The 20,632-nt window shown below is 61.4% G+C and carries 18 protein-coding genes; 12 read left to right on the top strand and 6 right to left on the bottom strand.

Annotated features, from left to right (window positions below; genetic code table 11):
- Nucleotides 1-131: 131 nt before the first annotated feature.
- Genes pxpB through J4D99_RS06270 form a run of 4 tightly spaced genes read left to right on the top strand, consistent with a single transcriptional unit; the run spans nt 132 to nt 3,832 of the window.
- On the top strand, nt 132-857 hold the full coding sequence (pxpB, locus tag J4D99_RS06285) for a 5-oxoprolinase subunit PxpB (protein WP_208130848.1): 726 nt from the start codon (nt 132-134) through the stop codon (nt 855-857).
- Complete coding sequence (locus tag J4D99_RS06280) at nt 847-1,851, top strand: 5-oxoprolinase subunit C family protein (RefSeq protein ID WP_208130847.1); 1,005 nt, start codon at nt 847-849, stop codon at nt 1,849-1,851. Before pxpB ends, J4D99_RS06280 begins: the two co-directional genes overlap by 11 nt.
- Nucleotides 1,848-2,648, top strand: a complete 801-nt coding sequence (locus J4D99_RS06275; RefSeq protein ID WP_208130846.1) for a LamB/YcsF family protein — start codon at nt 1,848-1,850, stop codon at nt 2,646-2,648. Before J4D99_RS06280 ends, J4D99_RS06275 begins: the two co-directional genes overlap by 4 nt.
- Nucleotides 2,645-3,832 (top strand): NRAMP family divalent metal transporter, encoded by a 1,188-nt coding sequence (locus J4D99_RS06270; RefSeq protein WP_208130845.1) that lies wholly within the window; start codon nt 2,645-2,647, stop codon nt 3,830-3,832. The genes J4D99_RS06275 and J4D99_RS06270 overlap by 4 nt, the downstream gene beginning before the upstream one ends.
- 26 nt (nt 3,833-3,858) lie before the next feature.
- Here J4D99_RS06270 and J4D99_RS06265 read toward each other — a convergent pair whose 3' ends face one another.
- From J4D99_RS06265 to tilS, 4 genes are all read right to left on the bottom strand, one after another.
- Nucleotides 3,859-4,026 carry a hypothetical protein gene (locus J4D99_RS06265; protein WP_208130844.1) on the bottom strand — a complete coding sequence of 56 codons (168 nt, stop codon included), beginning with the start codon at nt 4,024-4,026 and terminating at the stop codon, nt 3,859-3,861.
- A gap of 65 nt (nt 4,027-4,091) precedes the next feature.
- Nucleotides 4,092-5,114, bottom strand: a complete 1,023-nt coding sequence (locus J4D99_RS06260; protein WP_208130843.1) for a glycosyltransferase family 9 protein — start codon at nt 5,112-5,114, stop codon at nt 4,092-4,094.
- Between the two features lie 77 nt (nt 5,115-5,191).
- The gene (mdh, locus tag J4D99_RS06255; protein WP_208130842.1) at nt 5,192-6,136 is read right to left on the bottom strand and encodes a malate dehydrogenase; all 945 of its coding nucleotides are present in this window, start codon (nt 6,134-6,136) and stop codon (nt 5,192-5,194) included.
- A 107-nt stretch (nt 6,137-6,243) separates the two neighbouring features.
- Entirely contained in the window at nt 6,244-7,572 is a 1,329-nt protein-coding gene (gene tilS / locus J4D99_RS06250; protein WP_208130841.1) for a tRNA lysidine(34) synthetase TilS, read from the bottom strand.
- Nucleotides 7,573-7,644: 72 nt separating this feature from the next.
- Between tilS and J4D99_RS06245 the strand changes: the two genes are divergently transcribed.
- From J4D99_RS06245 to J4D99_RS06210, 8 genes are all read left to right on the top strand, one after another.
- The gene (locus tag J4D99_RS06245; protein WP_208130840.1) at nt 7,645-9,441 is read left to right on the top strand and encodes an OstA-like protein; all 1,797 of its coding nucleotides are present in this window, start codon (nt 7,645-7,647) and stop codon (nt 9,439-9,441) included.
- 83 nt (nt 9,442-9,524) lie between these two features.
- Nucleotides 9,525-10,382, top strand: a complete 858-nt coding sequence (locus J4D99_RS06240; protein WP_208130839.1) for an outer membrane protein assembly factor BamD — start codon at nt 9,525-9,527, stop codon at nt 10,380-10,382.
- A gap of 94 nt (nt 10,383-10,476) precedes the next feature.
- Nucleotides 10,477-10,815, top strand: a complete 339-nt coding sequence (locus J4D99_RS06235) for a DNA-directed RNA polymerase subunit omega (RefSeq protein WP_208130838.1) — start codon at nt 10,477-10,479, stop codon at nt 10,813-10,815.
- A 36-nt stretch (nt 10,816-10,851) separates the two neighbouring features.
- The gene (locus J4D99_RS06230) at nt 10,852-11,442 is read left to right on the top strand and encodes a flavoprotein (protein ID WP_208130837.1); all 591 of its coding nucleotides are present in this window, start codon (nt 10,852-10,854) and stop codon (nt 11,440-11,442) included.
- Nucleotides 11,443-11,558: 116 nt separating this feature from the next.
- The gene (locus tag J4D99_RS06225) at nt 11,559-12,212 is read left to right on the top strand and encodes a phosphopantothenoylcysteine decarboxylase domain-containing protein (RefSeq protein ID WP_208130836.1); all 654 of its coding nucleotides are present in this window, start codon (nt 11,559-11,561) and stop codon (nt 12,210-12,212) included.
- Nucleotides 12,205-13,116 carry a type IX secretion system protein PorD gene (porD, locus tag J4D99_RS06220; RefSeq protein ID WP_208130835.1) on the top strand — a complete coding sequence of 304 codons (912 nt, stop codon included), beginning with the start codon at nt 12,205-12,207 and terminating at the stop codon, nt 13,114-13,116. The genes J4D99_RS06225 and porD overlap by 8 nt, the downstream gene beginning before the upstream one ends.
- Nucleotides 13,117-13,384: 268 nt before the next feature.
- Complete coding sequence (recN, locus tag J4D99_RS06215; RefSeq protein WP_208130834.1) at nt 13,385-15,058, top strand: DNA repair protein RecN; 1,674 nt, start codon at nt 13,385-13,387, stop codon at nt 15,056-15,058.
- Between the two features lie 238 nt (nt 15,059-15,296).
- Nucleotides 15,297-16,118, top strand: coding sequence for an enoyl-ACP reductase FabI (locus J4D99_RS06210; protein WP_208130833.1), 822 nt, complete (start codon nt 15,297-15,299; stop codon nt 16,116-16,118).
- Between the two features lie 85 nt (nt 16,119-16,203).
- Here the strand turns inward: J4D99_RS06210 and J4D99_RS06205 are convergent, their stop codons facing one another.
- Nucleotides 16,204-17,244, bottom strand: coding sequence for a glycoside hydrolase family 43 protein (locus J4D99_RS06205; protein ID WP_208130832.1), 1,041 nt, complete (start codon nt 17,242-17,244; stop codon nt 16,204-16,206).
- 111 nt (nt 17,245-17,355) lie between these two features.
- The gene (locus J4D99_RS06200; protein WP_208130831.1) at nt 17,356-20,592 is read right to left on the bottom strand and encodes an efflux RND transporter permease subunit; all 3,237 of its coding nucleotides are present in this window, start codon (nt 20,590-20,592) and stop codon (nt 17,356-17,358) included.
- Nucleotides 20,593-20,632 lie beyond the last annotated feature (40 nt).

Below are 20,632 nucleotides of genomic sequence, written 5' to 3'. Positions count from 1 at the left end.
AAGCCGTCAGGCCGACGGAGGAAGTATCTGGTCGGTGTTACGCGGCTAGCCCTGCGCTAACCCAACAAGATGCTTCCGTCGGCAGCCCGACGAATAAGTTATGAATCTCTCAAAAGTAACCAGTTCGCTGCATGGCTGATTCTCTGCCGCTCGTGCGCCTTTACCCGCTCGGCGATGCGGCCGTGGTGCTGGAGCTGGGCCAGGCCATTGCCCCGGCCACGCACCAGCTCATCCAGGCTTTCCGGAAGGTGCTCGCCCAACGCCCGCTGCCCGGCCTGCGCGAGGTAGTGCCGGCTTTTACCACGCTCACCGTGTACTACGACCCCTGGGTGCTGAGCCAGGCTAGCGAAGCGCTTCCCTACGAGCAGGTAGCCAGCTATTTGCAAAGGCTGCTGCCCGCCGCCCAGGCTGCGGCGACCGCCTACGTGCCCGGCCCGCTGGTAGAGATTCCGGTGTGCTACGGCGGCGATTTCGGCCCCGACCTCGGCCTGGTGGCTAGCCACGCGCAGCTTTCGCCCGAGGAGGTAATTGCCCGGCACGCCCAGGCCGAATACTTGGTGTATATGGTCGGTTTTGCGCCGGGCTTTCCCTACCTCGGCGGGCTCGATGCGGGGCTAGCCACCCCGCGCCGGGCGCAGCCCCGGCCGCTGGTGCCGGCCGGCGCAGTGGGCATTGCGGGCGCCCAAACCGGGATTTACTCGTTGCCTACGCCGGGCGGCTGGCAGCTTATCGGGCGCACGCCGCTACGGCTGTTTGACCCTGGCCGGGCCCAACCCAGCTTGCTACAGGCCGGCGACCGGCTGCGCTTCGTGTCAATTTCGGAAGTAGAATTTCAGCGCCTGGCCCATGTCCATTAGCGTTCTCAAACCGGGTCTGCTGACTACCGTGCAGGACGAAGGCCGCCTCGGCTACCAACACACCGGGCTGGTAGTGAGCGGCGCGCTCGATGCACTAGCCTTGCGCACCGCCAACCTGCTGGTGGGCAACCCGCCTGGCGCGGCGGGCCTCGAAATAACTTTACAAGGCCCCACGCTCCGCTTCGAAGCCGATGCCCTGCTAGCCCTCACCGGAGCCAACCTAGTCGCCAGCCTCAACGGCCAGGCAGTGCCGCTGGGCCGCCCGGTAGCGGTGCGGGCGGGTGCTGTGCTGGCTTTTGGCAGGCCGAAAGCTAGCGGCCGCGCCTGGCTGGCCGTGGCGGGCGGCGTGGCGGTACCCGTGGTGCTGGGCAGCCGTGCCACCTACCTGCGCGCCGGGCTGGGCGGGCTAGCGGGCCGTGCCTTGCAGGCTGGGGATGAATTGCCGGTAGGGGAATGGTCAACCATTGGGCGGCGATTATTCGAAAGCTTAAGGCCTGAAGCCCCCGCCAGCGGAGCCCCCGCCCGATGGTATGCTCCCGCCTCGCCACTGGCTAGCCCCGGCGCACCGCTGGTGGTGCGCGCCCTGCCGGGGCCGGAGTATGCGCAGTTCGCACCCGAAAGCCAGCGGGCTTTTTGGGAGGAAAACTTTAGCGTCACGACCGAGGCCGACCGCATGGGCTGCCGGCTCAGCGGCCCGCCGCTAGCCCGCGCCACGGCCACCGAGCTGCTGTCGAGCGCCGTCACGTTTGGCACGGTGCAGGTGCCTGCGGGCGGTCAGCCCATTGTGCTGCTGGCCGACCGCCAAACCACCGGCGGCTACCCGCGCCTGGCGCAGGTTATCTCAGCCGACCTTGGGAAGCTGGCGCAGGCGCTGCCGGGCACGCGGCTACGGTTTCAACTAGCAACATTGGCCGAGGCGCAGGCGCTGTATCTTGCGCAGGAACGGCGATTGCGCGCGTTGGCGCGGGCTGTTCACTTAAAATCGCTTCTATGACATTAGCTGCTACCGTCGATTTAAACTGCGACATGGGCGAAAGCTTCGGCGCCTGGACGCTGGGCCAGGATGCCGAAATCATGCCTTTTATCACCTCCGCCAACATCGCCTGCGGCTTTCACGCCGGCGACCCTGGCGTGATGCGCCAGACCGTGCGCCGCGCCTTGGCCCACAACGTGGCTATCGGGGCGCACCCCGGCCTGCCCGATTTAGTAGGCTTTGGCCGCCGCAACCTGGATATCTCGGCCGAAGAGGCGTTTGACATGACGGTGTACCAGCTAGGGGCCCTGGCCGCCGTGGTGCGCGCCGAGGGTGGGCAGCTGCACCACCTCAAGCCCCACGGCGCGCTCTACAACATGGCCGCCACCAACGCCGCCCTGGCCGAAGCCATCGCCGAAGCCATCTACAAAGTGCAGCCCGAGCTCACACTCTACGGCTTGGCCGGCTCCGAGCTGACCAAGGCCGGCGAGAAAATCGGTCTGCGCACGGCCCACGAGGTATTTGCCGACCGCACCTACCAGGCCAACGGCACGCTCACGCCGCGCCGCCAGCCCGACGCGCTCATCACCAGCTCCGAGGCGGCTATTGCCCAGGTGCTGCGCATGGTGCAGGGCGGCTGGGTACGCACCCAGCAGGGCCCGGAGGTAGCCATTCGGGCCGATACGGTGTGCCTGCACGGCGACGGTGCCCACGCTCTGGAATTTGCCCGGCAGCTGCGCACGGCGCTGGCCGAGGCCAACGTGACGGTGCAGGCTACCGGCGCGGTGCCCCCCGCCCCAGCCCCCAGCGGCCGATGAAACCGAAGTTTCGCACTTGGGGCGGGGCTAGCCTAGGCGCCGCCTTCCTGATGGCCAATTCGTCCATCGGGCCGGGCTTTCTGACCCAAACGACCGTCTTTACCCAGCAGTTGCTCACGAGCTTCGGCTTCGTCATCCTCGTGTCGGTGGTGCTCGATGTGGGCGCCCAGCTTAATACCTGGCGCGTGCTCACAGTAAGCGAGCTGCGGGCCCAGGACCTGGCCAATCGGCTGCTCCCGGGGCTAGGGTACTTTTTGGCCGCAATGGTCATCCTGGGCGGCTTCGCCTTTAACATCGGCAACATCGCGGGCTGCGGGCTGGGCCTGAACGTGCTCATGGGGCTCTCCTACGAGCAGGGGGCGATGATTAGCTGCGCGGTGGCGCTGCTGCTGTTTTGGGTGCGCGAGGTGGGTAAAATGCTCGACGGCTTCACCAAGATTTTGGGCACCGTCAAGATTTTGCTCACGCTGGGTATTGCCTTCAGCGCGCACCCGCCGCTGCTGCAAGCGCTGCAACACACCGTGCTGCCGGCTAAGGTGAGCGCGGCGGCCATCGTTACCATCGTGGGCGGCACGGTGGGCGGCTACATCACGTTTTCGGGCGCCCACCGCTTGCTAGATGCGGGCATTAAGGGTATTGACAACCAGGCAGTAGTGACGCGCAGCGCCGTGAGCGGCATTGTTATTTCAACCCTGATGCGGTTCGTGCTGTTTCTGGCCATCGTGGGCGTGCTGAGCCACGGCGCCGCGCTTGCCCCCGACAATCCGGTGGCCAGCGTGTTTCGGTCGGCAGCGGGCGAGCTGGGTTTCCGGGTGTTCGGGGTCATTTTCTGGAGCGCGTCCATCTCGTCGGTCGTGGGCGCGGCTTACACGTCGGTGTCGTTTTTCAAGACCTTTCACCCCGTGTTTGCGCGCTACGAGCGGGCCTGCATCTCGGTGTTTATCGTGCTGTCAACGAGCATCTTCGTGTCCATCGGTAAGCCCACGCAGCTGCTGGTTTTTGCGGGTGCCGTCAATGGGCTGATACTGCCCATTGCGCTAGCCATCGTGCTGGTAGCGGCCGCTAGCCCCCGCCTTATGGGTGCGTATCGCCACCCCCGCTGGATGCTGCTGTCCGGCTGGGTTGTAGTGGCCGTAATGGGCGGGCTGAGCATGCAGGCACTGTGGGAGCAGCTGAGCCACTAGCGAAGCCATGCGCTACCAGTGGTCGGCTACTCGGTAGTAGATGCCTCGGATTTCCGGCGTCTTAGAAGTAAGAATATAACCAATAAGACGCCCAGCAAAGGCCCTAGCAGCACGGAGGTTACGAGGTGCAACTGGGTGTACTGCGCCTGCGTGAGGTGCCAGTGTTGGGCGATGAGGCGATAGAGGTGGTCCATGCCAATGCACTACGCAGAAGCGCCCTGATTTGATGCTGGCGGCCGGCCAGGTTACCAACGCGTGGCTAGCCCCGCCAGGCCCGCGCCTCGGCCAGCACTGCCAGCAGCTGCGCCGTGTCGATTTCGCGGGCGCAGCGGAAGTGCCCTAGCGGGCAGCGCGCGTGCCCATGCAGGCCGCAGGGCCGGCAGGCCAGCGGCCCCGGGTGCTCGACCACCCGCGAAAACGAGCTCAGGGGTCCAAACCCAAACGCGGGCACCGTGGAGCAAAAAATGGCGCACACCGGCGCATCAACGGCCGAGCACAGGTGCAGCGGTGCCGAATCGTTGACATAGTTCAGCACGGCCCCGCGCATGAGTGCCGCCGAGGCTGGCAGCGAGAGCTTGCCCGACAGATTGACCAGCCCCGGCCGGCTGGCCGCCTGGGCCAGCCGCTCGCAGGCGGCCGCGTCGGGCGGGCCGCCGAGCAGGTACACCGGCAGGCTGGCGGGCAGCGCGGCCAGCAGCTCCAGCCACTTTTCTTCGGGGTATTGCTTGGTAAACCACACCGAGGTGGGCGCCAGGCACACGTAGTCGCCCACGGCCGCGTAGGGCGCGGCAGTAGCCTCATCGGCCGGGCTAGGGTAGAGGCGCGGCTGGGGCAACGGATGAGTGATGACTGCCTCGGGCAGCAGTTGCAGGTTGCGCGCCACTTCGTGGGTGCCGTCGCCGATAATGTGCGGCACGCGCCGCGTAAAAAACCGGCTAAATGGGTTTTCGGCGAAGCCTACTCGCTCTGTAGCCCCCGAAAAAGCCGTGAGAAAGCCCGTGCTGGCAAACCGCTGCAAGGTGACCACCCGGCCATATTTCGCTTGCCGAATCTGCCCTAGCAGGCGCAGCAAGTTGGGGTATTTCCGGTTCTTCTTATCCCAAATGAGTACCCGCCGAATGTGTGGATTACCAACTAGTAGCCCTTCGTTGCCGCGCCGCACCAGTACATCGAGGGGCTCGCCTGGCTCGCGTTTAGCCAAGTACTCGACTAGGGCGGTTGCCAGGATGACGTCGCCGATAAAGGCGGTTTGAATGAGCAGAGTCGAAGAAGTAGGCGCCATGAGCGGGATAAAACTAAAAAAGCGGGCGGCCTAGGCCACCCGCTTTTCGGATTTTACTTAGAAAACCATCGGCAAAATTAAGCGGCCGGCTGGGCGCTCATCTTATCCAGGGCATCCATTACTTCTTTCACGTGGCCGCGCGAGGTTTCGAGCAGAGCTTTTTCTTCGTCGTTGAGCTGCAGCTCAATTACTTTCTCGATACCATTTTTGCCCAGGATAACCGGGGCGCCGAGGTACACGCCGTGGATGCCGTACTCGCCTTGCAGCTCAAGGCACACCGGGAACACGCGGCGCTGGTCGCGCACAATGGCTTCTACCATCTGGGCGGCCGCCGCGCCAGGCGCATACCAAGCCGAGGTGCCCATGAGCTTCACCAGCTCACCGCCGCCATTCTTGGTGCGCTCCACGATGGCGTCGAGCTTGTTCTTGTCAATCAGCTCGGTAACCGGGATGCCGCCTACGGTGGTGTAGCGGGGCAGCGGCACCATGGTGTCGCCGTGGCCACCCATCAGCACGGCCTGAATGTCTTTGGGGCTCACGTTCAGGGCCTCGGCTAGGAAGGCGCGGTAGCGAGCCGTGTCGAGGATGCCGGCCATACCGAATACCTTCTCGCGGGGCAGCTTGGCGGTGAGGTGCGCCTGGTAGGTCATCACGTCGAGCGGGTTGCTCACGATGATAATGATGGCGTTCGGCGAATATTTCACCACCTGCTCGGTCACCGATTTCACGATGCCGGCGTTGGTCGCGATAAGGTCGTCGCGGCTCATACCGGGCTTGCGGGGCAGGCCCGAGGTAATCACTACCACGTCGGAGCCGGCCGTGCGGGCGTAGTCGTTGGTTACGCCCACGGTGCGGGTGTCGTAGCCGATGATGGGGGCTTTCTGCCAGATATCGAGGGCTTTGCCTTCGGCGAAGCCTTCCTTGATGTCAACCAATACAACTTCGTTGGCAATTTCACGGGTGGCGAGCACGTCGGCGCAGGTAGCGCCCACGTTGCCAGCCCCAACTACGGTAACTTTCATGGGAATGGATGAAGGGTAGGAGGGAACGTTGCCAGCAAGTCTGGCGCGGTAAAAGTACACCCTAAAGCCCCGCGGCTGCTATATGGCAGCATTACTTTAGGCAACACTCACAGCCGCTGCACGGCCACCACGCGGGTTGTTTCTTCCTCCACCTTGAAGCGGTCATCAACCCGGAAGCCCACCACCCAGCAGATTTTACCATCGGCTGAGGTCAGCACGCGCACGTCGTCTTTGAGGTTGAGCGGCACTTTCTGGTCGATGAGAAAGTCGCTGAGGTGCTTCTTCCCCTTCATGCCCAGCGGCATAAACCAGTCGCCCTCCTGCCAGCGGCGCAGCGTGAGCGGAAACTTAAGCTTGTCGATATCGAGGGCCGCTGTGCTGCGTGAGCGCGGAATCTCGTAGTCGGCGCCGTCGTGGTAGGTGGCGCGCAGGCGCAGGCCATCGGCCAGTAGGTCTTCCTGGCCCTCAGCGAGCTGAAAGGTGCCATACTGGGCTAGCCGGCGCGGCGTAATCACGAGCTGGTCGCGGTCTTTCACTAGGCGGTGGGTGGGCGAGTCAAACTGCTTGCCCGAGAGGCCACCCAGGCTGGCCACGATTTCCTTGGTCACGGGCCACGAAAAGCCAAAGGGCCGCAGCAGCTCGTGCAGCACCAGGGTCGTAGCGGCCGTGTTTTGGAGCGTGGCTATGCTGAAGTACGTAGCCTCGGGGGCATCGCGCCGGGCCTGCGCGGCGGTGTCCTGCACGTAGCGGCGCACTATTTCTTCGGCGCCGCCCACGCGCTCGGCGGTGGCGGCCAGGGTGTTGTCGAGGTTGGGGTTGATTTCGCGCAGCACCGGCAGCACCTGCTGGCGCAGGCGGTTGCGCTGGTACACGGGGCTGTCGTTGGAGGCATCTTCGCGCCAGATGAGGCGATTCTCAACCAGGTAATCGTAGAGGTCGTCTTTGGCGCAGGCCAGCAGTGGGCGCACCACGTGGCCGTTTTTAACCTGAATGCCGTGCAGGCCCGCCAGCCCCGTGCCGTGCGTCAGGTTGAGCAGCATCGTTTCGGCCGCATCGCGGCGGTGGTGGGCCGTGGCGACCACGGCGTATCCATTGGTTTCGCGCACCTGCTCAAACCAGCGGTAGCGCAGCAGCCGGGCGGCCATCTGGGTCGAAATGCCCTCGCGCTCGGCAAAGGCTTTGGTTTGGAAAAACTCGGCGAAGTAGGGCACCTCGTACTGCTTGGCCAGCTTGCGCACAAACTGCTCGTCGGCATCGGCCTCGGCACCGCGCAGGCCAAAGTGGCAGTGCGCCACGGCTAGCTGCACCCCTAGCTGGTGCAGCACGTCGAGCAGCACCACCGAGTCGAGGCCGCCACTCACGGCTACCAGCACGGTGTCGGCTTCGAGGTTGAAAAGAGAATTCTCGGTAATGAATTGGCGAACCTGGTCGAGCATGACAAATAGGAAAGGGCACTAGCCTGCAAAGATGCGCGTTAGCCCCGGCCTGCCGCCGTAACTTTGGCCCGAATGCCGCTGTCCCGCTTTTTCCTGCTTCTTCTGTTTTTGCTGCCGCTAGGGGCCGCGTGGGCCCAAAAACGGCCTGGTGCTACCCCTCAGCCCGCCACGTCTGGTGCCCGCCCACAGCCTGTAGTGAAGGGCACGCCGGTAGAGCTGCTGCACGCCAACGAGTTGCGTGGTGGCGATTTTAATGGCGTGAAAATTCGCAAGCTGCTGGGAGCCGTTAGTTTTAAGCAGCAAGATGTGCTCTTGTACTGCGATTCAGCCTATCAATACCTCGACCGCAACGAGATAGAAGGCTTTAGCAACGTGCGCATCGTGCAGAGCGATACGCTCACCATCACCGGCGACCACGGCTTTTATGACGGCAACAAGCGGCTGGCTCGCATGACCGGCCAGGTCGTGACCATGCACGACCCGCGCATGACGCTCACCACTACGGCCCTCGACTACGACCTCACCCGCCGCACCGCCTTTTACACCGTGGGCGGTCACATCGTCGACCCCAAAAATACGCTCGACAGCCAGCAGGGCTTTTACGATACCAATAGCAAAGTATTTGTCTTTAAGCGCGATGTGCACCTGGTTTCGCTCGACGAGCAGGGCCAGCCCACCGACCTGCGCAACGATACGCTGACGTTTAATACGAGTACCAAAATTGCCTATTTCGACGGCCCCACCCGCATTAAGAGCACGCAGGGCGACCTCTACGCCGAAAAAGGGACCTACAATACGGTCACGCGCGTATCCAACTTCGCCCGCAAGGCCCAGATTGAAACGCCTGGCTATCTGCTAGGGGGCGACGTGCTGGTGTATGACCAGGTGAAGCTCTACGGCGTGGCGACGGGCCACGTGTCGCTCATCTCGAAGAAAGATAACCTCGTGCTGCGCGGCGACCAGGGCCGCTACTGGCGGGCGCTGGGCCGCACCAAGCTCTTCGGCTCGCGGCCAGTGGTGCGCAATATCTCGGGCAAGGATACCCTCTATATGGCCGCCGACACGCTGCTCAGTGTAGAATCGCGGCTGGGGCGGGCTAGCCAGCGGCCCATTCTTTATGCCTGGCCTAAGGTGCAGATTTTCAGAGGCCGGATGCAAGGGCGCTGCGACTCGCTCACCTACGACCGCCAGGACAGCATCATCTACCTCAACCGCGACCCGGTAATCTGGCAGGCCCGCAACCAGCTCACCGCCGACTCGATGAACCTGCGCTTCAAGCGCGGCCAGCTCGACCGCGCCAGCCTGTTTGCCAATGCGTTTGCCATTCAGGAAGACACTATACAGGACTACAACCAAGTGAAAGGTCGCAATATGGTGGCCTACTTTCGGCGCAGCCAGATGGCCCGCATCGACGTGCTCGGCAACGCCGAGAGCCTGTATTTTACCGTGGAAAACGACTCTGCCAAGAGCAGCACAAACAAGTCGTTTCTGAGTGGCATGAACAAGTCATTCTCGGCCTCGATGACCTTGCGCTTTGCCGATAATAAAATCAAGCAGCTCACCTGGGTCACCAACCCCGAGGCCAGCTACTTTCCGGTGCACGAGCTGAAAGCCACTGATAAAGAGCTCAAAGGCTTTCGCTGGCGGCCTAACGAGCGGCCCACCCGGCGCGTAGTTTTCGGCAAGCATTTCGCCGCTGACATCAAGCGCACCCGGCCCAAAGCCAAACCGAAAACCAAATCTAAGGCCCCAAAAGCCCGGCCCAAAGCCAGGCCCCGCGCCCGGCCGCAGCAGCCGGCATCGCCCAAGGCTGCCCCAACCAAGGCCCGGCCCACGGCGCCGGCGGCCCCCGGTGCAACCCCCCGCTAGGCCCGTGGCTCCTGGGCTAGCCACCCGGCCGGCGGAACTACCCGGCGGCTGGCTGCCGTTTTACTTGTACCTTTGCCCTTTGTATGCGATTCTCCCGTTTGATTACCGCGGCCCTGCTCACCGGCACCCTCTCGCTAGGGTCCTGCACGGGCTACCAGAAACTGCTCAAAAACGGCAGTGTGAATGAGAAGTACGAGGCGGCCATCAAGTACTATGATAAAGGCGACTTCTTCCGCTCGGGCACGCTGCTCGAAGAGCTGATTCCGCTGCTTAAGGGCCGCCCCGAGGCCGAGAAGGCACAGTTTTACTTCGCCAACACCAACTACAAGCAGCGCAACTACGTGCTGGCTGCTTACTACTTCAAGCAGTTTATCGACACCTATCCCAACTCGCCGCAGGTAGAGGAGGCGTCGTTTCTGCGGGCCAAGTCGCTCTACCGCGATTCGCCCAGCTACGAGCTCGACCAGACCAACACCATCACGGCGGTCGAGACTATCCAGGACTTTCTGAACACCTACGCCAGCAGTCAGTTTAAGGCCGAGGCCGAAAGCATGTCGCAAGAGCTGCAAAAGAAGCTGGAAAACAAGGCTTTTCAGAGCGCCAAGCTCTACTATGCATTGCGCTACAACCAGGCGGCCGTGACTTCGCTCGGCAATTTTGTGCAGCAATATCCTGGCTCGGTATACAGCGAGCAGGCCGACTACATTCGCCTGCAAGCGCAGTACGCCTGGGCTAAGGAAAGCATCGAGTCGAAGCAGCGCGAGCGCTTCACCGATGCCGTGGCCTACTACCAGCACTTCATCGACACCTACCCGCAAAGCAAAAACCTGCGGCTGGCCCAGGCCATGTACGACGACAGCCGCGCCGAGCTCGAACGTCTCAAGAGCATCCCCGATGCCAACACGGCGGCTAGCCCCACTCCGGCGCCCGCCACCAACTAAATACCTGAGTTTGGGTTTATTGCTGTTGGTTTTGGCCGCCGGCCAAGTCAGCCCTAGCAATAGACCACCAACCGAAAACAATAACCCAAGAACCATGAAGACCCCCGCTTCCGCCTCCATCGTTACCCGCAACCTGGCCGACATCACGTCGGATAATAACAACGTATACGAGGCGATTTCTATCATCTCGAAGCGCGCAAACCAGCTGTCGGTGAAGCTGAAAGAAGAGCTGACCGACCGTCTGGCCGAGTTTGCCACCACCGTCGACAACCTCGAAGAAGTGTTCGAAAACCGCGAGCAGATTGAAATCAGCAAGCAGTACGAGCGCCAGCCCAAGCCCACCAGCCAGGCCATTGAGGAGTTTATCGCCGGCGAGCTGCACTACGAAACGCCCGAAGCGGCGCCCGTAGTTATCCCGCGCGAGCTGTTCTAGTTGATTGCTGGCTGCTGATTGTTAAGTAGTTATCCGATGAGTGCAAGCAATCAACAAGCAACAAGCAACAACCAGCAATTAAATAGCCGCCGCATCCTGCTAGGGGTGAGTGGCAGCATTGCCGCCTACAAGGCCGCCCCGCTGGTGAGGCTGCTGGTGCAAGCCGGTGCCGAAGTGCAGGTTATTCTCACCGAAGCGGCGGCGGCGTTTGTGACGCCGCTCACGCTCGGCACCCTCTCCAAAAAGCCCGTCCTGACGGGCTTTTTGCGTGATGCGGCCAGCGGGCAGTGGCACAACCACGTCGAGCTGGGACTGTGGGCCGATGCCTACGTCATTGCCCCGGCCAGCGCCAACACACTCGGCCAACTAGCCCAGGGCCTGTGCCCTAATCTGCTGAGCGCCGTGTACTTGTCGGCGCGCTGCCCGGTGTTTCTGGCCCCGGCTATGGACCTGGATATGTACGCCCACCCGGCCGTGCAGCAGAATATCCAGCGCCTGCGCTCGTTCGGCAACTACGTGTTCGACTCGCCGGCTGGCGAGCTGGCGAGCGGCCTCAACGGCCCCGGCCGCATGCTGGAGCCCGAGCAGATTGTGGCCGAGCTAGTGCAGTTTTTCAACGTTAAATAATAAAAGAACGTCATGCTGAGCTTGTCGAAGCATCTCTCCCGAATGCCTCCTAGCGGCGCGGGGGAGATGCTTCGACAAGCTCAGCATGACGTTCTTTTGTAAAAAACATACACTAAATGCGCGTTCTCCTCACTGCTGGGCCCACCTACGAGCCGCTCGACCCCGTTCGCTTTTTGGGCAACCGCTCTACGGGCAAAATGGGCTACGCTCTGGCCGAAGCCTTTGCTGCTACAGGGGCTACCGTGACGCTTATCAGCGGGCCCACGGCGCTGCCCGCACCGGCTAGCCCCCTCATCAGCACGGTGCGCGTCGAAACGGCCCAGCAGATGTACGAGGCTGCTGCCGAGGCCGCACCGCTGGCCGATGTGTGGGTATTTGCCGCCGCCGTGGCCGACTACCGGCCGGCTAGCGTGGCCCCGGAAAAGATGAAGAAAGAAGGCGATACGCTGACGCTGGAGCTGGTCAAGAACGTGGACATTGCCACCACGCTCGGCCAAACCAAGCGAGCTGAACAATTTTCGGTCGGTTTTGCGTTGGAAACTACCAACGAGTTGGCCCATGCTCAGGGCAAGCTGCTGCGCAAAAATTTCGATTTAGTGGTACTCAATTCGCTGCGTGATGCCGGCGCCGGCTTCGGCCACGACACCAACAAGGTAACCGTGCTCGACCGCGCCGGGCAGGTGCTTAACTTTGAGTTACAAGCCAAGTCGGAGCTGGCCCGCACGCTGGTAGCCCTTATTCAGACCCGTTTTACTGCCGTTTATGCGTAAGATTTTCGCGTTGCTGGCCCTGCTGCTGGCTAGCCTGAGCAGCCAGGCACAGGAGCTCAATGCCCAGGTGGCCATCTCGCTGGAAAACGTGACGATAACCGACCCTACGCTGGTGGCGCAGCTGCAGAAGGACATGACGGCCTTCCTCAACACCCGCACCTGGACGCGCCAGCCCTACCGGCCCGAAGAGCGCATCAAACTACGCATGTTTGTAGGCATCACCGGTATTCCGCAGAATGGCACCTATCAGGCCACGATGCGCCTCATTGCCACGCGGCCGGTGTACGGCACCGGCTATGAAACCAATCTGCTGAATATCAACGACCGGAGCTTCAATTTTAACTACACACCCCAAACGGCACTTGATTACTCGCCCAGCAACTTCGTCAATAACCTGTCGTCGCTGCTGGCCTTTTACGCTTACATGGTGATTGGCACCGACCAAGACACCTTTTCGCGGCTAGGGGGCAGCACTTACTACGACCAGGCGCGCAACATTCTGCAATACTCGGCCAACCAGAACGTGACCAACGAGGCCGATGAAGGCTGGCGCGATACCAGCTCGCGCAACCGCTACTGGCTGCTCAATAACCTTACCGACCCGCAGCTCGAAGCTTTCCGCACCGGCCTCTACGCCTACTACCGGCAGGGCATGGACATTTTTATCGAAAAGCCCGACGAGGCCCGCACCTCCATCCTGACCGCGCTCACCGGCATTCAAAAAGCCAACACCGTGCGGCCCAGCACCTTATTTGTGCGGGCCTTCTTCGATGCCAAGGCCGATGAGATTACCAATATCTTCCGCACCAGCACCGACACGCAGCAAAAGCAGCAGCTCATCACGTTGATGACGGATGTAGACCCCGGCAACCTGCCGAAGTATCAGACTGTCCTAAGTCGCTGATTTAGCTAGTGAAGCAGATACGCCTGCTATGAGCAGGCTAATTGGGTAAACGGGTGGGCGGCATCGCCCGCCCGTTTTTATTTCTTACCAGGTAAGCGGCAACTTTGGGTTTGCGCTCAAGCAGCTTCGTAAAAATATTCGCCGGTTAGCTAGTAATTTTAGTGTAGCGTTGCCAAAGCTTACCTACTTGGCTAATGCCATTTGCGTAGCCAGCCTGCTCTAGCAGGCGTATCCGCGCAATCCGTTACATCCGTTAAATCTACGGTCGATGTTAGTAGACCTTCGTATTCAGAATTACGCCCTTATCGAGCAGCTGGAGCTGCGGCCCTCGCCGCTGCTCAATATTATCACCGGCGAAACCGGGGCGGGCAAGTCCATTATGCTAGGGGCCATTGGACTGCTGCTCGGCAACCGGGCCGACTCGCGCATGCTCTTCAATACCGAGCGCAAGTGTGTGATTGAGGGACAGTTTGACATCACGAATTACCAGCTGCAGGATATTTTTGAGGCCGAAGACCTTGACTATGATACGCAATGCATCCTGCGGCGCGAAATCAGCCCCTCGGGCAAGTCGCGGGCCTTTGTGAATGATACGCCGGTGACACTGGATGCCCTCCGGAAGATTGGCGCCAACCTCATGGACATTCACTCGCAGCACGATACGCTGCTGCTGGGCGATGCCGTGTTTCAGCTCAACCTGCTCGACCTCTACGCCAACCTCGTGCCCACGCGCACGCACTACGGCAACGCCTACCGGCAGTACCGCAAGCTCGAAACCGACCTTAAGGCGCTTGAAGACCAGTCAGCCCAAGCTAGCAAGGAGCTGGATTACAATAGCTTTCTGCTGAATGAGCTGGAAGAAGCCAACCTCGACAAGGAAGACCAGGAGGCGCTGGAGCAGGAAGTAAAACAGCTGGAGCACGCCGAGGAAATCAAGTACAAGCTAAGCCAGGCGCTGCACGGCCTGCGCGACAGCGAAAGCTGCGCCACCAGCACCATGAAGGACGCCTCGACGCTGCTAGGGCAGGTGTCGGGCTACTCGGAGGCCTTCCGCGAGTTGCGCGAGCGCCTGGAAAGCTGCCTGATTGAGCTGCACGACATTGCCGATGAGGTTGAAACTGCCGAGCGCCGCACCGAGGGCGACCCCGCCCGCGCCGAGGAGCTGCAGGCGCGCCTCACGGTGCTCTACAACCTGCAGCGCAAGCACCAGCGCCGCGACGTGGAAGGCCTGCTCGAAACCCGCGAAACCCTGCGCCAGAAAGTGGGCTCGGTACTGAACCTCGACAAGGAAATTGCCCGCCTGCGCAAAGACTCGGAGGCAGCCCTGAAGCAAGCCACCGCCCAGGCCGCCAAGCTCACCGAAAGCCGCCGCAAAGCGTTTCCTAAGTTTGAGAAAGAGCTAAGCGCACTACTGGCCGACCTCGGGATGCCGCACGCCCGCATCGTGGTGGAGCACAAAACCGGCCCGCTCTCGGCCAGCGGCGCCGACGTGGTAAGCATCCTGTTTACGGCCAACAAAGGTGCCCAGCCCCAAACGCTGAGCAAGGCCGCGTCGGGTGGTGAATTTTCGCGTTTGATGCTGTGCATCAAGTATATGCTAGCCGACAAGACAGCGCTGCCCACGATAGTATTCGACGAAATCGACACCGGCATCAGCGGCGAAATTGCGGTGAAGGTGGGCCGTATGATGCAGCAAATGGCGCACAAGCACCAGCTCGTGGCTATTTCGCACCTGCCGCAGATGGCGGCGGCTGGCGACACGCACTACTTCGTGTATAAGGAAGACCGCGCCGACCGCACGGTGAGCCGCATCCGGCAGCTCTCGCCCGAGGACCGCATCAAGGAAATCGCGCACATGATAGCCGGCGCCAAGCCCAGCGAAAATGCCTTGCAAAGCGCCCGCGAGCTGCTAGCCCTGCGTGGGGAGGAAGTAGCGGGCTAGGGGCTTTCACCCGTTTTGTCCTTGCGAGCGCAACGTAGTGCAGCGCGGCAATTGCAGGAAAGCGTAAGCTAGTCTTTCCCTTATGTATGCGCGGAGCTTCCTAACTTGCCGCCGCAAACGTCACTATTTAGGTTTGCCGCACGTTCAAAGTATTGCTGCCGGTAAGGAAAGAGTAGCTTATGCTTTCTTATGGTGGCCGCGCTGCACTACGTTGCGCTCGCAATGACAAACGAAGTTTATGTCCAACAACCTGCTCGCCGGCAAAGTCGGCATTATCTCCGGCGCTCTCAATTCCCAATCCATTGCCTGGAAAGTAGCCCAGAAGGCCCACGAACAAGGTGCCCGCATCGTGCTCACCAATGCGCCGCTTGCCATGCGTATGGGCGAAATCAAGGCCCTAGCCAGCGAGATTGACGCGCCTATCATTCCGGCCGATGCCACATCGATTGAGGAATTGGGCACGTTGTTTACCGAAGCGCAAAGCCACTTTGGGGGTAAAATCGACTTTCTGCTGCACTCGATTGGCATGAGTGCCAACATTCGCAAGGGCAAGAGCTACGGCGATTTAGATTATAAATTCTTTCAGCAAACGCTCGACGTATCGGCCCTTTCGCTGCACAAGATGCTAGCCGTGGCTGAAAAGCAGGACGCCTTCAACGAGTGGGGCAGCGTGGTGGCGCTTAGCTACATCGCAGCTCAGCGCGCCTTCCTCGACTACACCGATATGGCACAGGCCAAGGCGGTGCTCGAAAGCATTGCCCGCAGCTACGGCCAGCGGCTAGGCCACCTCAAGAAGGTGCGCGTGAACACGGTGTCGCAGTCGCCGACCAAGACCACGGCTGGCACCGGCATCTCGGGCTTCAACGCGTTTTATGAGTATGCCAACAAGATGTCGCCGCTCGGCAACGCGCCCGCCGAGGCCTGCGCCGACTACTGCGTGTCGCTTTTCTCGGACCTGACGCGCTACGTGACCATGCAAAACCTGATGCACGACGGTGGCTTCAGCAGCACCGGCATCTCGCAGGAAATGGCCGACCTGATGGAAAAGTCGGGCGAGTAGTTTTAGAATACCGGTTGTAAATGAAAAGGCCCGGCATTGCAGCCGGGCCTTTTTTCGTGCCTGAGTACGATTAGTTTACTAGCCTCTACTTTGCGCTGCCCGGCACCGATAGCTCCTGGCCTAGCGGCAGCGGGTCGCCGAAAACGGGCGCACCATCGGCGGCAAAGGTGAAGGGCTGCATGCGGGGCGTGCGCTCGCGGCCGCAGCCTTGGCCGGGCTCGGCATTGGCGTGGTAGAGCAGCCAGTGTTGCTTGCCGTTGGGCGAGTCGAAGAAGCAGTTGTGGCCGGCCGCGAAGGTGCCCTTCACGTTTTGCGCCCGGAACACCGGCTCCGGCTCCTTGTGCCACGACTTGGGGTTGAGCAGGTTGGCGCCCGGCTCGGCCCAGACCAGGCCTAGGGCATAGAAATCAGTCCAGCAGCCGCTGGCCGAGTACACGATATTGACCCGGCCGTTGGGGCTAGCTAGAAACTGCGGGCCTTCGTTGACGAGCGCGTAGGCTGGCTCGCCGGGGCCGAAGCGCGGCAGCAGGCCGTGCTGCTCCCAGCCAAAGCGCGGGTCGGAGATGCGCACGCGCTCGCCGCTCACGGTCCAGGGGTTGCTGAGGCGCGCCAGGTAAATGTCTTGCCGGCCGTTTTCATCGCCCGCCCAGCCCGACCAGATGGCGTAGAGCCGGCCGCCGTGCTCAAACACCGAGCCGTCGATGGCCCACTTGTCGTCGGGCGTTTTAAGCTGGCCCTTCATCGTCCACTGGCCTTTGGTAGGGTCGGGCGAGGGGTTTTCGAGCACGAAAAGGCGGTGGTTGTTATTGCTGCCATTATCGGCGGCGAAATAGATGTACCACTTGCCGGCCAGAAAATGCAGCTCGGGCGCCCATATCTCTCTGGAATAGGGGCCGGTGGCGGGCGGGGTCCACACGGTCGTTTTTTCAGCCTGCGCCAGCTGGGCGAGGTTGGGCGTTTTCCAGATGGTGAGGTCGCGCCCGGTGGTGTGCATATAGTAGTAGCTGCCGTCGTGGTAGATAGCCCACGGGTCGGCCCCGCTAGGCAGCAGCGGGTTCGTAAAGGTCTGGCCCCAGGTGCGGCCCAGAGAGGCTAGCAAAACCAGGAAAAGCAAGCGGATGCGCATAAGCAAAAGGGTGGAAAAGGGCTAGCTAGGTTAGCGGGGCAGCATTGCGCTGCAAAGAAAACGCCCCAGCCGGGCGTGGCTGAGGCGTTCGAGTAAAAGGTAGGGTGAGCGCTAGGCCGGCGCCGGCGCGCCGTGCGGCGCCTCGCCTTGCCCAGGCGCGTCATCTGGCTTGGGCCCGCCGTGCTCCTCGTCGGGCTTGTAGTTTTTCTCCAACTCGGCCAGCTTGGCCTTGCCGTAGGCGAAACGCGTGATGATGACATAGAGCACCGGTACGATGAAAATGCCCAGGCCCGTGGCGGCCAGCATACCGCCGAGCACCGTCCAGCCCAGCGTTTGGCGGCTTTGGGCGCCGGCGCCTGAGGCGAATACCAGCGGCAGAATGCCCAAAATGAAGGCTAGCGAGGTCATGATAATCGGCCGCAGGCGCAGGCGCACCGCATCGAGCGTGGCCTCAACCAGTGGCTGGCCTTTATCGACCCGCTCCTTGGCAAACTCCACAATCAGAATGGCGTTTTTGGCCGAGAGGCCGATGAGCGTAATCATGCCGATTTGGGCGTACACGTTGTTGGTGAGCTTGGGCAGGAAGAACAGCGCTAGGATGGCGCCGAAAATGCCCACCGGCACCGCCAGCAGCACCGAAAACGGCACCGACCAGCTCTCATACAGCGCGGCCAGAAACAGGAACACGAAGATGATAGACAGCGCAAAGATGTAAATCGTCTGGCCGCCGGCTAGCAGTTCTTCGCGGCTGAGGCCCGAAAACTCGAAGCCGTAGCCCTGCGGCAGGGTCTGGGCGGCGGTTTCCTGCAAGGCCTTGATGGCATCGCCCGAGCTGTAGCCGGGGGCCGGGTTGCCGTTGACTTCGGCCGAGCGGAAGAGGTTATAGTGCGAAATGAGCGGCGCAGTTTCGGTGCGGGTATAGGTAGTGAGCGTGCTCAGGGGCACCATGCCGCCGGCGCTGTTGCGCACGTAGTACTGCCCCAGGTCGGCCATATCGCCGCGATACGAGGAGTCGGCCTGCGCCACCACCCGAAAGGTGCGGCCATAAAGCGTGAAATCGTTGATGTAGGCACTACCCAGGTAGGTGCGCAGCGCATTGCCCACCTCCGTAATGGATACGCCCAGCTTCTTGGCTTTCTGGCGGTCGATATCGAGGCGGTAGCCCGGCGTGCTGGCGGTGAAGAACGAGAAGCCCGAGGCAATTTCGGGGCGCTTGCGAATGGCCGCGAGGAATTTTTGCAGGTTGGCATCAAACGCTTTGATATCGCCGCCCGCCTCGCGCTCCTGAAAAATAAATGAATAGCCGCCCGTGTTGCCCAGCCCCGGAATGGCCGGCGGCGAAATAACGACCGTAGTGGCTTGCTTAAAACGGGCCATGTTTTTTTGCAGCGTCGCCATCAGGCCTTGCAGCTGCAGGTTCTTGTCGGTGCGCTCGTCCCAGGGCTCTAGCTGGCAAAAGATGGTGCCGGAGTTTGACTTCGAAGAGAAGTTTACGGCGTTCAGGCCGCCCAGGGCCGCAAAGTGCGCGATGCCTTTGGTGTGCTTTAGCTCGTCCATCATGCCTTGCAGCACGGCCACGGTGCGTTCGGTAGAAGCGCCCTCAGGCAGGTTGAAGGTGACGTAAATCCGGCCTTCGTCTTCGGTGGGCAGGAAGCCGCTAGGCTTGCTGCGGAACAACAGGCCGGCGCCCACCAGCACGCACACCAGAATGATGACCACAAAACGCGAGTGCTTGAGGCCGCGCTGCACGCCGTTGCCGTACTTCTCGGTAACACGCCCAAACCAGTCGTTGAACTTCTTAAAGCCCTTATTAATAAAGCCTTTCGACTCGTAGCCTTCCTCATGAGGCTTGAGCAGCAGCACGCACAGCGCCGGCGTGAGCGATAAGGCCACGAACGCCGAGATGAGCACCGAAATGGCGATGGTAATGGCGAACTGCTGATACAAGCGCCCCGTGATGCCCGGAATGAAGCCCACTGGCACAAACACCGCCGCCAGAATAAGCGCGATGGCAATAACGGGCGCCGATATCTCGCGCATGGCTTCGAGCGTGGCATCGAGGGGGCTCATCTTGCGCTCATTCATATTCACCTCTACGGCCTCGACCACCACGATGGCGTCGTCGACCACGATACCAATAGCGAGCACAAAGCCAAAGAGTGTCAGTGTATTAATGGTGAACCCTAGCGGGATGAACGCGATAAATGCGCCAATAATCGACACCGGAATGGCCAGCACCGGAATGAGCGTCGAGCGCCAGCTTTGCAGAAACACAAATACCACCACCACCACGAGCAGCAGCGCCTCGACCAGCGTGTGCACTACTTCCTCAATCGATACCTGCACCACGCTCGCCGACTCGAAGGGCACGATATAAGTAAGGTCGGACGGAAACTGCTTTTTGAGCTGGTTCATGGTGGCCAGCACGTTCTCGTAGGTGGCGAGGGCGTTGGCACCAGGTGCTTGGTAGATAAGTAGATATGCGGCACGCTTGCCGTCCACGTAGGAGTTGCTGGCGTAGTTGAACTTGCCCAGCTCGATGCGGGCTACGTCGCGCAAATACACCAGCGAGCCATCCTGCGGGCGGGTTTTCACCACCACGTCGCCAAACTGCTGAACGGTGGCTAGCCGGCCCTGCACCGTCACGATATACTCAAACGCCTGTCCGCGCTGGGCAGGCGGCGCACCAATAGAGCCGGCCGCAATCTGGGCGTTCTGCTCGTTGAGGGCAGCCTGAATATCGGCCGCCGTGACCCCTAGCGCGGCCAGCTTGTCGGGCTTCAGCCAGAGGCGCATGGCAAAGTCGTCGGCCCGGCTCACCACGTCGCCTACACCTTTGGTGCGCAGCAGCGCGTCTTTAATAAAGACGTTGGCGTAGTTGTCGAGGAAGGTCGTATTGTGGGTGCCTTTGGGCGAAAACATAGCCACCAGCATCAGGATGCTGGGGTTTCGCTTGCGCACCGTAAGGCCCAGGCGCTGAACTTCTTGTGGTAGGGTAGGCGTGGCAATGCCCACGCGGTTCTGCACGTCGAGGGCCGCAATGTTGATGTCGGTGCCCACGTCGAAGTTCACCGTCATGCTCATCTGGCCGTTGCTGGTGCTGTTGCTTTGCAGGTAGGTCATGCCGGGTGTGCCGTTTACCTGCACTTCCACGGGCGTAGCCACGGTCTGCTCCACGGTCTGGGCATCGGCGCCGATGTAGGTGCCCGTCACCGACACCGTGGGCGGCGTTATCTCCGGATACTGCCCGACCGGAAGGGTGAGCATGGCCAGCACGCCCACGAGCACTATCACCAAGGAGGAGACAATGGCCGTGACGGGCCGGCGAATAAAGGTTTCTGCAATCATAAAAGGATGCCTTGTCTATAAGCGAACGCCAGATGAGCCT

Origin of the sequence: Hymenobacter sp. BT559, assembly GCF_017571525.1 — a bacterium.
In the GTDB taxonomy this organism is placed as follows: domain Bacteria; phylum Bacteroidota; class Bacteroidia; order Cytophagales; family Hymenobacteraceae; genus Hymenobacter; species Hymenobacter ginsengisoli.
The sequence above is the reverse complement of the archived record's forward strand: the minus strand, read 5'-3'. Positions and strand labels throughout refer to the sequence as shown.